This is a genomic window from Variovorax flavidus (assembly GCF_030317145.1).
Taxonomy (GTDB): Bacteria; Pseudomonadota; Gammaproteobacteria; order Burkholderiales; family Burkholderiaceae_C; genus Variovorax; species Variovorax flavidus.
Genome location: NZ_JASZYE010000003.1, coordinates 364,484 through 377,768, shown reverse-complemented (window position 1 = coordinate 377,768; position 13,285 = coordinate 364,484). Strand labels below are relative to the sequence as shown.

Below are 13,285 nucleotides of genomic sequence, written 5' to 3'. Positions count from 1 at the left end.
GCGAAGCGACACGAAGTGCGCGCAGCCTGGGGGCGAGCCCTAGAATGCTTCGATGATTTCCCGCGAACCTACCATCGAGCGCCTGGCTACGGCGCAGCAACTCCTGCTCACGCCCTTCGGTCTCGATGAAACGCACCTCTCGCGTGCGCTCGCCGAGATCACCGCGCACAAGGTGGACGATGCCGACCTCTACTTCCAGTACACGCGCAGCGAAGGCTGGAGCCTGGAAGAGGGCATCGTGAAGACCGGCAGCTTCAGCATCGACCAGGGCGTCGGTGTCCGCGCGGTCAGCGGTGAAAAGACCGCGTTCGCCTACTCGGACGACATTTCGGAGGCTTCGCTGCTCGACGCCGCGCGCACGGTTCGCACGATTTCCGCCGCGGGGCGCACGGCGCGGGTCAAGGCGCCCACGCGCCGGATCGCGTCCAGCCGTTCGCTGTACGGCGCGGTCGACCCGATTTCCACGCTCGACAGCACCGCGAAGGTCCAGCTTCTCGAAAAGGTCGAGAAACTCGCCCGCTCCCGCGATCCACGCGTGGCGCAAGTCATGGCGGGCCTCGCGAGCGAATACGACGTGGTGCTGGTCGCGCGTGCCGACGGCACGCTGGCCGCCGACGTGCGGCCGCTGGTGCGCCTGTCGGTGACCGTGATCGCCGAGCAGAACGGACGTCGCGAAGTCGGTTCTGGCGGTGGCGGCGGACGCTTCGGGCTCGCCTATTTCGACGACGAGCACATCGCCGAATACGTGGACCAGGCCGTCAAGTCGGCGCTCGTCAACCTCGATTCGCGTCCGGCACCCGCCGGCGAGATGACCGTGGTGCTCGGCCCGGGCTGGCCCGGCATCCTGCTGCACGAGGCCATCGGCCACGGGCTCGAAGGCGACTTCAACCGCAAGGGCTCGAGCGCGTTCTCTGGCCGCATCGGCGAACGGGTCGCCGCCAAGGGCGTGACGGTGCTCGACGACGGCACCATCGCGGACCGCCGCGGCTCGCTCAACGTCGACGACGAAGGCAATGCGACGCAGCGCAACGTGCTGATCGAGGACGGCATCCTCAAGGGCTACATCCAGGACTCGCTCAACGCGCGGCTCATGAAGGCCAAGCCCACGGGCAATGGCCGTCGCGAAAGCTACGCGCACGCGCCGATGCCACGCATGACCAACACCTACATGCTGGGCGGCGACCGCGTGCCGGAGGAAATCGTCGCCAGCATCAAGAAGGGGCTCTATGCGACCAACTTCGGCGGCGGGCAGGTCGACATCACGAGCGGCAAGTTCGTGTTCTCCGCCAGCGAGGCCTATTGGGTGGAGAACGGCAAGATCCAGTATCCGGTGAAGGGCGCCACGCTCGTGGGCAACGGCCCCGATGCGCTCACGCGCGTCACGATGATCGGCAACGACATGTCGCTCGATTCGGGCGTCGGCACCTGCGGCAAGGAAGGCCAGAGCGTGCCGGTCGGCGTGGGCCAGCCAACTCTGCGAATCGACGGCTTGACCGTCGGCGGCACTGCCTGAGCCCTTCCTGTGCTACATTCGCGACTTATGTCCGCCGCACGCGCTTTTTACTTTGCCTACTTTTGGTTCCCGGTTTCCGGCGGACGAGAGGCGCGCGCGTAAAAGCAGCAGACAGCAGAACCTCCCAAAACCGCCGGTGCCAAAAGCCCGGCGGTTTTTTTATTGCCCTCACGAAATCAAGACACCCGAAAAGGACGACACATGAGCACGAAAGCCGCCCCGGCCAGCGACACCTGGTATGCGAACGTCGAAAAGACCAGCCGAACCGACGACGAACGCATCAAGGACATCACTGTGTTGCCTCCTCCCGAGCATCTGATCCGCTTCTTCCCGATCCGGGGCACGCCGGTGGAATCGCTGATCACCGGCACCCGCCGCGCGATCCACAACATCATGGCCCGCAAGGACGACCGGCTGCTGGTGGTGATGGGTCCGTGCTCGATCCATGACCCGGCCGCAGCGCTCGACTACGCCCGGCGCCTGAAGGCCGAGCGCGAGAAGTACGCCGACACGCTCGAAATCGTGATGCGCGTGTACTTCGAGAAGCCGCGCACGACAGTGGGCTGGAAGGGGCTGATCAACGACCCGTACCTCGACGAGAGCTTCCGCATCGACGAAGGCCTGCGCATCGCGCGCCAGTTGCTGATCGACATCAACCGCATGGGCCTGCCGGCGGGCAGCGAGTTCCTCGACGTGATCTCGCCGCAATACATTGGCGACCTGATCTCGTGGGGCGCGATCGGCGCACGCACCACCGAAAGCCAGGTGCACCGCGAACTGGCCTCGGGGATTTCCGCGCCGATCGGCTTCAAGAATGGCACGGACGGCAACATCCGCATCGCGACCGACGCGATCCAGGCTGCTGCGCGCGGGCACCACTTCCTCTCGGTGCACAAGAACGGCCAGGTCGCGATCGTGCAGACCAACGGCAACAAGGACTGCCACGTGATCCTGCGCGGCGGCAAGGCGCCGAACTACGACGCGGAAAGCGTCGCGGCAGCCTGCAAGGACCTCGAGGCCGCCAAGCTGCCGCCGACCCTCATGGTCGACTGCAGCCACGCGAACAGCAGCAAGCAGCACCAGAAGCAGATCGACGTGGCGAAGGACATCGCCGGGCAGATCGCGGGCGGCAGCCGCAGCGTGTTCGGGTTGATGGTCGAAAGCCACCTGGTGGCCGGCGCCCAGAAGTTCACGGCGGGCAAGGACCCGATCGCCGGTCTCGAGTACGGCAAGAGCATCACCGACGCCTGCCTGGGCTGGGACGATTCGACGAAGGTGCTGGAGACGCTGTCGCAAGCCGTCAAGCAGCGCCGCGGTTGAGGCGGGGCGCGGCGCTGGTCAGATCAGTGCCGCCAAGTCGGGCCAGTGATGGCGCAGCAAGGCGGCTTCGTCGCCATCGGGCTTCATGAACGAGAAGTCGTTGAAGTCGAAGCCAGGGCCGACAGTGCAACTGACGAGCGTGTAGTCGTCGCCCGACGGCGAGACGATGGGCCGGGCGGCCTGCCACTGGCCGGCCGCCACCGTGTGCTGCGGCCGCATGCCGTGCACGTCGACTGGCCCCAGCCGCACATGGGCCGGCGCGGTGCGCAGTGCCGCATCGCTGATCCAGAGCGCGAGCGGGGCGCCTTCGAGGTGGATCCACACCTCATCCGACTGCACCCGGTGCCAGCGCGAGTGCTGGTGCGCTTCCAGCAGGAAGTAGATGGTGGTGAGCGCGTCGCGAGCCGGCCGGCCGTCGGCGGGCATCACCTGCGCGGATGAGCGAAACATCTCGCGGAACCAGCCGCCCTCGGGATGGGGCTGCAATTGAAGGGTCTCGATGAGTTGTTTCGCGCGCATGGGGCTCATTCTGTCGCGTTCAGCGCCGAAAGGAGCTTTTCGTGGATACCGCCGAAGCCGCCATTGCTCATGCAGACGATGTGGTCGCCAGGCCGGGCGACCGCGACGACTTGAGCGACCAGCGCCTCGATGCTGGCTGCGACCTGCGCGCGAGCGCCCATGGGTGCAAGCGCGGCGGAAGCATCCCAGTCCAGCCCGCCGCTATGGCAGAACGAGACATCGGCTGCCTCCAGGCTCCAGGGCAACTGGGCCGTCATGGTGCCCAGCTTCATGGTGTTGCTGCGCGGCTCGAAGACTGCAAGGATGCGCTCACTTTTCTTGCCCTCGGCGTCGAGCTTCTGCCGCAGCCCGTCGAGCGTCGTGCGGATCGCGGTCGGGTGGTGCGCGAAATCGTCGTAGACGGTGATGGCCCCCTGCAGGCGGTTCACCGTGCCGCGCAATTCCATGCGACGGCGCACGTTGCGGAAGCTACCGAGCGCGTCAGCCGCAGCCGCCGGCGAGACGCCCACATGCTCGGCCGCCGCGATCGCGGCGAGCGCATTCATCTGGTTGTGCAAGCCGGAAAGCGCCCATTCGACACGCCCCATGCGCTCGCCTTGGCGAAGCACGTCAAAGGCATCGTGCGATCCCAGCGCCTGCCACTCGCCACCGGCGCCGAAACGGGCGAGTTCGCTCCAGCAGCCCTGGGCCAGCACGCGTTGCAGGCTTTCTTCCGTGGCATTGACGACCACGCGCCCCGTGCCCGGCACCGTACGCACGAGGTGATGGAACTGCCGCTCGATCGCCGCCAGGTCATCGAAGATGTCGGCGTGGTCGAACTCGAGGTTGTTCAGAACGGCGGTGCGCGGCCGGTAGTGGACAAACTTGCTGCGCTTGTCGAAAAAGGCCGTGTCGTATTCGTCGGCTTCGATGACGAAGGTCGATTGCACGCCTCTCCCCAGCCGGGCCGAAACGCCGAAGTCGAGCGGCACGCCGCCCACCAGGAATCCCGGCGCCAGGCCGGCGCGCTCCAGGATCCAGGCCAGCATCGACGTCGTGGTCGTCTTGCCGTGCGTGCCGGCGACAGCCAGCACGTGCCGGCCCTGCAGCACGTGTTCGGCCAGCCATTGCGGGCCGCTGGTATAGCTCGCGCCCGCGTCCAGAATGGCTTCCATCAACGGGAACTTGGGCGTCCCGTCGGCCAGCCGGGCGCGTGAAACCACGTTGCCGACCACGAAAACATCCGGCTTCAATGCCAGTTGATCGACGCCAAAGCCTTCGATCAGGTCGATGCCGAGCGCTCTCAGCTGATCGCTCATCGGCGGGTAGACACCGGCGTCGCAGCCGGTCACCCGGTGGCCGGCTTCGCGCGCCAGCGCCGCGACGCCTCCCATGAAGGTCCCGCAGATGCCGAGAATGTGAATGTGCATCCGGCGATTCTAGGGACGCAAGTGATGCGGTCTTCTGCGAGCGGCGTACTGCGGGCAAAATGAACCGATGGACATGTCCAAGCAGGAAATCGCCGCCGCTGCGGCCCGCCTCGTCGTCGAGGAAGGGCTGGAGTACGGGCCCGCCAAGCGCCGCGCACTGCGCGACCTGGGGCTGCCCGTGCGCACCGCACTGCCGAACAACGATGAAGTCGAGGCGGAAGTCCGCGACTACATCCAGCTTTATTGCGCCGACACCCAGCCCAAGGAGTTGCACGCGCTGCGCGTGCTGGCACTGGAGTGGATGGAGCGGATGGCGCAGTTCCGGCCGCACGTGGGCGGCGCGGTGTGGCATGGCACTGCGACGCGTCTGTCGGATATCTATATCCAGCTGTTCTGCGACGACTCGAAATCGGCGGAAATCGCGTTGATCGACCATCACGTGGACTACGAGCCGCGCATGGTCACCGGTTTCCATGGTGAGCAGGTCGAGGCACTGAGCGTGCACGCCACCAGCCGCGCGCTGGGCGAGGAAATTGGCGTGCATCTTCTTGTCTATGACCTTGACGATCTGCGAGGGGCGCTCAAGCCCGACACTCAGGGCCGCGTCCCGCGAGGCAACCAGGCCGCGCTCCGGCGGCTGATAGAAAAGGACAGTGGATGACCTTCAGGCCAACGCGTCGTGGCTGGCTTTACGGTGGCGTCGCGGCAGTCGCGGCGCTGGCCGGGGTGGGGGGCGCTTTCTGGCGAAGCCAGTCTGCGCGCGGGGGTGGCGAGCCCCTCGATGAGGGCTTCTGGTCTCAGCGCTTCGAGCGCCCGGAAGGGGGAGAGGTGGCCTTCGATGCCCTGCGCGGCAAACCGCTGATCGTCAACTTCTGGGCGACGTGGTGCCCACCCTGCGTGGAGGAGATGCCGATGATCGACGCCTTCTTTCGCGAAAACGCTTCCAACGGCTGGCAAGTGATCGGTTTGGCCATCGATCAGCCCAGCGCCGTGCGCAAATTCCTGAGCAAGACGCCGGTCAGCTATCCGATCGGCCTGGCCGGCTTGCAAGGCACCGAACTGGTCAAGCAATTGGGGAACACGGCGGGCGGGTTGCCCTTCACCCTGTTCATCGACGGGGGAGGGTCCGTGGCGGCGCGTAAAATGGGCAAGCTCGACGCCGGCGACCTGCAATCATGGCGACGGGCGTAGTTCACGGCTAGAATCCAGCCCCACAAATCGCGCAGTTGGCGTTGAAACGCCGAAATAAGCCGATCTTCAGGCGAGTTACATTCTAATAACCGGCATACGCTGGAGTCCCATGGATCTACGCAAGCTCAAGACACTGATCGATCTGGTGTCTGAATCGAACATCTCCGAGCTGGAAATCACTGAAACGGAAGGCAAGGTCCGCATCGTCAAGGGTGGCGTGGCCGCACCGGTTCAGTACATTCAAGCTGTGGCCACTCCGGCCGCGGGCCCAGCCATCGCCGCGGCGCCGGCAGCGGCTGCCGGGGCCCCTGTGGCCGTGCCGGAAGCCGCTTCCACCGGCCATGCCATCAAGTCGCCCATGGTGGGCACTTTCTATCGCTCGTCCAGCCCTGGCGCCCCGGCATTCGTCGAGATCGGCAGCCAGGTCAAGGAAGGCGACACGGTCTGCATCATCGAGGCGATGAAGATCCTCAACGAGATCGAGGCCGACAAGTCCGGCACCATCACCCAGATCCTCGGCGAGAACGGCCAGGCGGTCGAGTACGGACAGCCGCTGTTCATCATCGAGTGACCATGTTCAAGAAGATACTGGTCGCCAATCGCGGTGAGATTGCGCTAAGAATCCAGCGCGCCTGCAGTGAGCTCGGCATCAAGGCCGTGATGGTCTATTCCGAGGCCGACCGCGAGGCGAAATACGTCAAGCTGGCGGAGGAGGCCGTGTGCATCGGCCCCGCGCCTTCGTCGCAGAGCTACCTCAACATGCCGGCGATCATTTCGGCTGCCGAGGTGACGGACTCCGAAGCCATTCATCCGGGCTACGGCTTCCTGAGCGAGAACGCCAACTTCGCCGAACGCGTGGAGCAGAGCGGCTTCCAGTTCATCGGCCCCACGCCCGAGTCGATCCGCATCATGGGCGACAAGGTGTCGGCCAAGCAGGCCATGATCAAAGCGGGCGTGCCTTGCGTGCCCGGCTCCGAAGGCGAGCTGTCGGACGATGCGGCCACCAACAAGCGCATTGCACGGGCGATCGGCTATCCGGTCATCATCAAGGCGGCGGGTGGTGGCGGCGGACGCGGCATGCGCGTGGTTCATACCGAGGCTGCACTGGTCAATGCCATCCAGATGACGAAGGCGGAGGCGGGCGCGGCCTTCAACAATCCGGCCGTCTACATGGAGAAATTTCTCCAGGACCCGCGCCACATCGAGATCCAGATCCTCGCCGACAAGCACAAGAACGCCGTCTACCTGGGCGAGCGCGATTGCTCGATGCAGCGGCGCCACCAGAAGGTGATCGAGGAATCGCCGGCACCGGGCATTCCGCGCAAGCTCATCGAGAAGATCGGCGAGCGTTGCGCGGCGGCCTGCAAGAAGCTGGGTTACCGGGGCGCCGGCACCTTCGAGTTCCTCTACGAGAACGGCGAGTTCTATTTCATCGAGATGAACACGCGCGTGCAGGTGGAGCATCCGGTCACGGAATTCACGACCGGCATCGACATCGTGAAGACGCAGATCATGGTGGCGGCCGGCGAGAAGCTGCCCTTCACCCAGCGCCAGATCGAGATGCGGGGCCACGCGATCGAGTGCCGCATCAATGCCGAGGACCCCTACAAGTTCACGCCGTCGCCGGGCCGCATCACGATGTGGCACCCGCCGGGCGGACCGGGTGTGCGCGTGGATTCGCACATCTACACCAACTACTTCGTGCCGCCCAACTACGACTCCATGATCGGCAAGATCATCGTGCACGGCGACACCCGCGAGCAGGCGCTGGCGCGCATGCGCACGGCGCTGAACGAGACGGTGGTCGAAGGCATCCAGACCAACATGCCGCTGCATCGCGAGCTGATGGTCGATGCCAAGTTCATGGGTGGTGGCACCAACATCCACTATCTGGAAGAGTGGCTGGCGACGCATAAGCGTTGAGCTCCCCCAGGCTTCGCGCACTTCGTGTCGCTACGCCTCCCCCTCGCCGGGGGCAACACCAGCGAGCCGGCCGAGCCGGCTCGCGGTGTTTCTGGAATGGGCTTCGCTGCGCTTGCCGCAGGCGCGTTGATATTTGAGAGAGGTTTTCTATGTTCGAACTTCGTCTGATGGCGCCTGAGGAACTGGTCGAAACCGTCAGTGATGCGCTGGACGCGCTCGATGCGTTGAGCGTTTCGGTCGAGGATGCGGATGCGCAGACCGATGCGGAGCAGGCGCTGTTCGGCGAGCCGGGCATGCCACCGCCGAAGGAGGGCTGGCAGCGGTCGCGCGTGATCGCGCTGTTCTCGACCGAGCAACTTGCGCGTGAAGCGGCATCCCTGCTGGCCGCGCAGGACTTCTTTGCGGATTGCCGCGTGCTGGGACTGGCGGACGTGCCGGAACAGGACTGGGTCCGATTGACGCAGTCGCAGTTCGCGCCGGTCGAGGTCACGCCCGAGTTCTGGATCGTGCCGACATGGCATGAGCCGCCGGCGCAGGCGCGGCAGATCATCCGCTTGGATCCAGGCCTCGCGTTCGGCACCGGGACGCATCCCACCACGCGCATGTGCCTCCGGTGGATCGCCCGGCGCGGCAGTCCGATGGGCCAACGTGTGCTGGACTACGGTTGTGGCTCCGGCATCCTGGCGATCGGCGCGGCGAAATTCGGTGCGCGCGAGATCGATGCGGTCGATATCGATGACGCTGCCGTGGAATCGACGCGGCTCAATGCCGAGGCGAACGGCGTGCAACTGAATGCCGGCCTGCCTGACGCGGCGAACGGACGCTACGACGTCGTGCTCGCGAACATCCTGGCGACCCCGCTGAAGGTGCTGGCGCCCCTGCTTTGCGACTATGTCGCTCCGGGTGGCGCGCTGGTGCTCGCGGGCATCCTCGAGCGTCAGGCGGACGAACTGAAGCTCGCCTACGCGCCGTACGCCTCGCTGGAGGTGAGCGACAGTGAAGACGGCTGGATCCTGATGACTGCAAAGATCTAGTGGGCGTCGGGCTGCGCGCAACCAGCTTCTACAATCTGCGCCACATGAGCCTGGTGACCCGCTGCCCCGCCTGCGAAACCACTTTCAAGGTGGTGAAGGACCAGCTTCGCATCTCGGATGGCTGGGTGCGCTGCGGCCGCTGCAGCCAGGTGTTTGATGCAACCCTTGATCTTCGGGAGGCGCCCGGGTCGGCACCATCGCCATCTGTTCCTGTCCCTGCATCGAAGCCCGCGGCAGACGGCCCGGTGATCGAGCCGCCGGTCGAGCGGGAGCAAGCGACGGAGCCAACAGCCTCGTCAGACGTCGATGTTCGCGCGGATGAGGCGGCAGAGGCCGACTTTCTCGACGACGAACACGAAGCGGCGCGGGCGACCAAAGACGAGCCTGCTTCCGATCCCGCACCTTCGAAACCGGCGGCGAACACGCTGACGTTTGCAGGCGTCGTCGCCGACGAGCCGTGGCCTGACGCGGATCTGCTGAACCTCGACGATGAAGGTCGCACCGCTGTGCGACCCCCCGTGCCGCCGCCGCTTTCGTTCCCGGACATCGATCTGTCCTTGCCGGCGCGAGTGCCTGCGCCTCCTCCGAGCATCCCCGAGGGCGAGCCGAGCGCTGACGACGTCAGCAATGCGCAGTTGCAGAAGGCATTGCGCCGTGCACGCGTCAAGTCCGCAAAGATCGCCAAGGCCAAGGCCCGCGATCAGAAAGCCGCTTCGGTCGACGTGGCGCCGGTGGTCCTGGCTGCCAGCGAGCCGGACCCGGCGGCTGAGGCGGTCCGCGGTACGCCTTCGTTCATGGGCGCATCGGGATCGGAGGGCTTCTGGCAGCGTCCCGCGGTTCGGCGCTCGATGGTCGCGGTGGCCGTCCTTGCCGCATTGCTTCTGCTTGGGCAGGTCGTGTATCACGAACGCGACCTGATCGTCGCGCGCCAGCCGTCATGGCGCCCGGCGATCGCGTCGATGTGCAGGGCGCTCGGTTGCGAGCTCTCCGCGCTTCGCCAGATCAATGACATCAAGGTCGACGGCGCCTCCTTCTCGCACGAAAAGAGCGACGAAGGCTTCCGCCTCAGCTTCACCTTGCGCAATTCCGCCGACGTGCCGCTCGCCATGCCTGCCGTCGAGTTGTCGCTGCTCGACACGCAGGAGCGGGCCGTGGTGCGGCGCGTGCTGATGCCTTCCGAGTTCGGCGCGCCCTCCATCTTGCCGGCGCGTGCCGAACGCGCGGCTTCGCTGTCGCTCAAGCTCACCGGGCCTGAGGCCGCAGCGATGCCGCCGGTCGCGGGCTTTCGTGTCGAGACGCTCTATCCCTGAGCGTCGGCGGCCTTTCTCTCTTCTTCCAACCCTCGGTTCAACAGGTCCATCCATGGCAGCAGTAATTTGCGGTTCCCTCGCGTTCGACACGATCATGACTTTCGAGGGCCGGTTCGCGGACCAGATCCTTCCCGATCAGTTGCACATCCTCAACGTGTCCTTCCTGGTGCCCGGCCTGCGCCGCGACTTCGGCGGCTGCGCGGGCAACATTGCCTACAGCCTCAATGCGCTCGGCGGCACGGCACTGCCGATGGCGACGGTCGGCAGCGATGGCGCCGACTACCTGGAGCGCCTGCGTTCGCTGGGCATCAGCACCGAGTTCGTGCGGCAGGTGGGCGACACCTTCACGGCGCAAGCGATGATCATGAACGACCGCGACAACAACCAGATCACCGCGTTCCATCCGGGCGCGATGCAGCAGGCGCACATCACGCAGGTTGCCGCGCGCGAAGACATCAAGCTCGGCATCGTGGCGCCGGATGGCCGCGACGCGATGGTGCAGCACGCGGAGCAATTCAAGGCAGCCGGCATTCCGTTCGTGTTCGATCCGGGCCAGGGCCTGCCGATGTTCGACGGCAAGGAACTCGCGCACTTCGTCGACCTGGCCACCTGGGTCGTGGTGAACGACTACGAAGGAAAGATGCTCTCGCAGCGTACGGGCTGGAGCCTTGCCGAGATCTCGAAGCGCGTGCGCGGCCTGGTCGTGACCTTGGCGGCCGAAGGCTGCGAAGTGTGGATCAACGGCGAGCGAGAGCAGGTGCCGGCCGTGAAGCCGGAGGCGGTGGTCGAACCGACCGGATGCGGCGACGCTTGGCGTGGTGCGCTGCTGTTCGGGCTGGAACAGGGCTGGCCGCTCGCGCGTTGTGCCGCGCTGGGCAATCAACTGGGCGCGCTCAAGATCGCGCAGCGCGGTCCGCAGAACTACAAGGTGGACCTGAAGGCCCTCGGCCTCTGACGAGACGGGCGTAAAAAAGCCCGGCACCTTGCGGTGCCGGGCTTTGCCTTCAAGGCCGCTGAGCGTCTCAGGGCTTGCTGGCCGTCGGGAACGGCCAAGCTGCCTGAGGGTTCAACGTGGTCTGCGCTGCGGGAGCAGGGGCAGGGGCGACGGCAGCCTTCGCGGGGGCCTTCGCAGCCTTCTTGGCAGCGGGCTTCTTCGCTGCTTTCTTGGCGGCGGGCTTCTTCGCCGCAGCCTTCTTCGCAGGAGCCTTCTTGGCGGCGGCCTTCTTCGCCGGCGCCTTCTTGGCTGCTGCCTTCTTGGCAGGAGCCTTCTTCGCCGGCGCCTTCTTGGCCGCTACCTTCTTGGCAGGAGCCTTCTTTGCCGGGGCCTTCTTGGCGGCAACCTTCTTGGCTGCAACCTTCTTCGCCGGGGCCTTCTTCGCTACGACCTTCTTGGCCGGCGCCTTCTTGGCTGCGACCTTCTTTGCCGGAGCCTTCTTCGCCGGGGCCTTCTTTGCAGCGGCTTTCTTAGCCGGCGCTTTCTTTGCAGTTGCCATTTCTATTTCTCCTTGATCAAGTTGAAAAATCAACCTTTTGAAGCACTCCACGCATGTTGGTCAGCGTGAAGCGATTCATGGCGTTGGAGCAGGCCCCAGCACCATGAACACCTGTGCCCTCACCGATGCCGCACTCTTTGGCGCGTTTCGTCGGCGAGAACTATTCTTGAATTCACTTTTATTCTTGTCGGAACGATTCAATCCCAGGAGAGCGCACCACCCGACTGGTACTCGATCACGCGGGTTTCGAAGAAGTTGCGCTCCTTCTTCAGGTCAATCATTTCGCTCATCCAGGGGAACGGGTTTTCCTCGTTCGGGAAGAGCGTTTCGAGGCCGATCTGCTGAGCGCGCCGGTTGGCGATGTAGCGCAGGTAGCCCTTGAACATGGAGGCGTTCATGCCGAGCACGCCGCGTGGCATGGTGTCTTCGGCATAACGGTATTCGAGCTCGACGGCCTGCATGAAGAGGGCCTTGATCTCGGCCTTGAACTCCGCAGTCCACAGATGCGGGTTCTCGAGCTTGAGCTGGTTGATCAGGTCGATGCCGAAATTGCAGTGCATCGACTCGTCGCGCAGGATGTACTGGTACTGCTCGGCGGCGCCGGTCATCTTGTTCTGGCGGCCCAGCGCGAGGATCTGCGTGAAGCCGACGTAGAAGAAGAGCCCCTCCATCAGGCAGGCGAAGACGATCAGCGACTTGAGCAGGGTCTGGTCGTTCTCGTGCGTGCCGGTGTGGAAGTTCGGGTCGCTGATGGCGTCGATGAACGGGATCAGGAACTGGTCCTTCTCGCGGATCGACGGCACTTCGTTGTAGGCGTTGAAGATCTCGCTCTCGTCCAGGCCGAGCGATTCGACGATGTACTGGTACGCGTGCGTGTGGATCGCTTCCTCGAAGGCCTGGCGCAGCAGGAACTGGCGGCATTCGGGCGCCGTGATGTGGCGGTAGGTGCCCAGCACGATGTTGTTGGCGGCCAGCGAGTCGGCGGTCACGAAGAAGCCGAGGTTGCGCTTGACGATGCGGCGCTCGTCGTCGGTCAGGCCGTTGGGGTCTTTCCAGAGCGCGATGTCGCGCGTCATGTTCACTTCCTGCGGCATCCAGTGGTTGGCGCAGGTGGCGAGGTATTTTTCCCAGGCCCACTTGTACTTGAACGGCACCAGCTGGTTGACGTCGGTCTGGCCGTTGATGATGCGCTTGTCGGCAGCCTTGACGCGATGCGCCACCGGCGCGACGGTCGTTGCCGCTTGAGCGGGCCGCACTGCTGCGCCGTCATCGAGCGTGCGCGCGATGGGCGAAGCGGAAGAAAGAGGGGAGGCAATTTGCGAAGTCGGAAACTCCGTCGAGCGGCCGACTTGCGTGCCGCTGTTCGATGTGTGCCGCAATCCTTGTTGCAGATCCTTTGGCAAGGAGGGCTTGACTTCTTCGTCCCAGGTCAACATAGAAAAATCCAATGCTCAAATTATGTGAGCAACGATGTGAGTTGCAAAGTGCTCCTTCACATCGCGCTCCAATTATGTTGTCGTTATGTTGTTCGCATGCATCGCAATTTGTCAGGCAATGCCGCGAACGACCTCCA

Annotated in this window: 13 protein-coding genes; 9 read left to right on the top strand and 4 right to left on the bottom strand. The window is 64.9% G+C overall.

Annotated features, from left to right (window positions below):
* Positions 1-52 precede the first annotated feature (52 nt).
* Together tldD and QTH90_RS16990 are read left to right on the top strand one after the other, a co-directional pair.
* Complete coding sequence (gene tldD, locus QTH90_RS16995; protein WP_286665742.1) at positions 53-1,513, top strand: metalloprotease TldD; 1,461 nt, start codon at positions 53-55, stop codon at positions 1,511-1,513.
* 201 nt (positions 1,514-1,714) lie between these two features.
* Positions 1,715-2,833, top strand: a complete 1,119-nt coding sequence (locus QTH90_RS16990) for a 3-deoxy-7-phosphoheptulonate synthase (protein ID WP_286665741.1) — start codon at positions 1,715-1,717, stop codon at positions 2,831-2,833.
* 18 nt (positions 2,834-2,851) lie between these two features.
* Here QTH90_RS16990 and QTH90_RS16985 read toward each other — a convergent pair whose 3' ends face one another.
* Together QTH90_RS16985 and mpl are read right to left on the bottom strand one after the other, a co-directional pair.
* The gene (locus QTH90_RS16985; RefSeq protein ID WP_444814730.1) at positions 2,852-3,352 is read right to left on the bottom strand and encodes a cupin domain-containing protein; all 501 of its coding nucleotides are present in this window, start codon (positions 3,350-3,352) and stop codon (positions 2,852-2,854) included.
* 5 nt (positions 3,353-3,357) lie between these two features.
* Positions 3,358-4,761, bottom strand: coding sequence for a UDP-N-acetylmuramate:L-alanyl-gamma-D-glutamyl-meso-diaminopimelate ligase (gene mpl, locus QTH90_RS16980; RefSeq protein ID WP_286665739.1), 1,404 nt, complete (start codon positions 4,759-4,761; stop codon positions 3,358-3,360).
* A 67-nt stretch (positions 4,762-4,828) separates the two neighbouring features.
* Here mpl and QTH90_RS16975 point away from each other — a divergent pair, with 67 nt between their 5' ends.
* The 7 genes from QTH90_RS16975 (at position 4,829) to QTH90_RS16945 (ending at position 11,174) form a co-directional block, all read left to right on the top strand.
* Positions 4,829-5,422 carry a hypothetical protein gene (locus tag QTH90_RS16975; protein WP_286665738.1) on the top strand — a complete coding sequence of 198 codons (594 nt, stop codon included), beginning with the start codon at positions 4,829-4,831 and terminating at the stop codon, positions 5,420-5,422.
* On the top strand, positions 5,419-5,952 hold the full coding sequence (locus QTH90_RS16970) for a TlpA family protein disulfide reductase (RefSeq protein WP_286665737.1): 534 nt from the start codon (positions 5,419-5,421) through the stop codon (positions 5,950-5,952). Before QTH90_RS16975 ends, QTH90_RS16970 begins: the two co-directional genes overlap by 4 nt.
* A gap of 109 nt (positions 5,953-6,061) precedes the next feature.
* Positions 6,062-6,523, top strand: a complete 462-nt coding sequence (gene accB / locus QTH90_RS16965; protein ID WP_286665736.1) for an acetyl-CoA carboxylase biotin carboxyl carrier protein — start codon at positions 6,062-6,064, stop codon at positions 6,521-6,523.
* A 2-nt stretch (positions 6,524-6,525) separates the two neighbouring features.
* Positions 6,526-7,875, top strand: a complete 1,350-nt coding sequence (gene accC, locus QTH90_RS16960) for an acetyl-CoA carboxylase biotin carboxylase subunit (protein ID WP_286665735.1) — start codon at positions 6,526-6,528, stop codon at positions 7,873-7,875.
* A 149-nt stretch (positions 7,876-8,024) separates the two neighbouring features.
* The gene (prmA, locus tag QTH90_RS16955) at positions 8,025-8,909 is read left to right on the top strand and encodes a 50S ribosomal protein L11 methyltransferase (protein WP_286665734.1); all 885 of its coding nucleotides are present in this window, start codon (positions 8,025-8,027) and stop codon (positions 8,907-8,909) included.
* 44 nt (positions 8,910-8,953) lie between these two features.
* Entirely contained in the window at positions 8,954-10,219 is a 1,266-nt protein-coding gene (locus tag QTH90_RS16950; protein ID WP_286665733.1) for a zinc-ribbon and DUF3426 domain-containing protein, read from the top strand.
* Positions 10,220-10,271: 52 nt separating this feature from the next.
* Positions 10,272-11,174 (top strand): carbohydrate kinase family protein, encoded by a 903-nt coding sequence (locus tag QTH90_RS16945; protein ID WP_286665732.1) that lies wholly within the window; start codon positions 10,272-10,274, stop codon positions 11,172-11,174.
* Between the two features lie 67 nt (positions 11,175-11,241).
* Here the strand turns inward: QTH90_RS16945 and QTH90_RS16940 are convergent, their stop codons facing one another.
* Complete coding sequence (locus tag QTH90_RS16940) at positions 11,242-11,712, bottom strand: histone H1-like DNA-binding protein (RefSeq protein WP_286666277.1); 471 nt, start codon at positions 11,710-11,712, stop codon at positions 11,242-11,244.
* 197 nt (positions 11,713-11,909) lie between these two features.
* On the bottom strand, positions 11,910-13,148 hold the full coding sequence (locus QTH90_RS16935; protein ID WP_286665731.1) for a ribonucleotide-diphosphate reductase subunit beta: 1,239 nt from the start codon (positions 13,146-13,148) through the stop codon (positions 11,910-11,912).
* Positions 13,149-13,285: the final 137 nt, after the last annotated feature.

Bases quoted from the DNA above. Each gene is read 5' to 3' on its own strand.
- tldD (WP_286665742.1), top strand. From the start codon at position 53: ATGATTTCCCGCGAACCTACCATCGAGCGCCTGGCTACGGCGCAGCAA.
- QTH90_RS16990 (WP_286665741.1), top strand. From the start codon at position 1,715: ATGAGCACGAAAGCCGCCCCGGCCAGCGACACCTGGTATGCGAACGTC.
- QTH90_RS16985 (WP_444814730.1), bottom strand. From the start codon at position 3,352: ATGCGCGCGAAACAACTCATCGAGACCCTTCAATTGCAGCCCCATCCC.
- mpl (WP_286665739.1), bottom strand. From the start codon at position 4,761: ATGCACATTCACATTCTCGGCATCTGCGGGACCTTCATGGGAGGCGTC.
- QTH90_RS16975 (WP_286665738.1), top strand. From the start codon at position 4,829: ATGGACATGTCCAAGCAGGAAATCGCCGCCGCTGCGGCCCGCCTCGTC.
- QTH90_RS16970 (WP_286665737.1), top strand. From the start codon at position 5,419: ATGACCTTCAGGCCAACGCGTCGTGGCTGGCTTTACGGTGGCGTCGCG.
- accB (WP_286665736.1), top strand. From the start codon at position 6,062: ATGGATCTACGCAAGCTCAAGACACTGATCGATCTGGTGTCTGAATCG.
- accC (WP_286665735.1), top strand. From the start codon at position 6,526: ATGTTCAAGAAGATACTGGTCGCCAATCGCGGTGAGATTGCGCTAAGA.
- prmA (WP_286665734.1), top strand. From the start codon at position 8,025: ATGTTCGAACTTCGTCTGATGGCGCCTGAGGAACTGGTCGAAACCGTC.
- QTH90_RS16950 (WP_286665733.1), top strand. From the start codon at position 8,954: ATGAGCCTGGTGACCCGCTGCCCCGCCTGCGAAACCACTTTCAAGGTG.
- QTH90_RS16945 (WP_286665732.1), top strand. From the start codon at position 10,272: ATGGCAGCAGTAATTTGCGGTTCCCTCGCGTTCGACACGATCATGACT.
- QTH90_RS16940 (WP_286666277.1), bottom strand. From the start codon at position 11,712: ATGGCAACTGCAAAGAAAGCGCCGGCTAAGAAAGCCGCTGCAAAGAAG.
- QTH90_RS16935 (WP_286665731.1), bottom strand. From the start codon at position 13,148: ATGTTGACCTGGGACGAAGAAGTCAAGCCCTCCTTGCCAAAGGATCTG.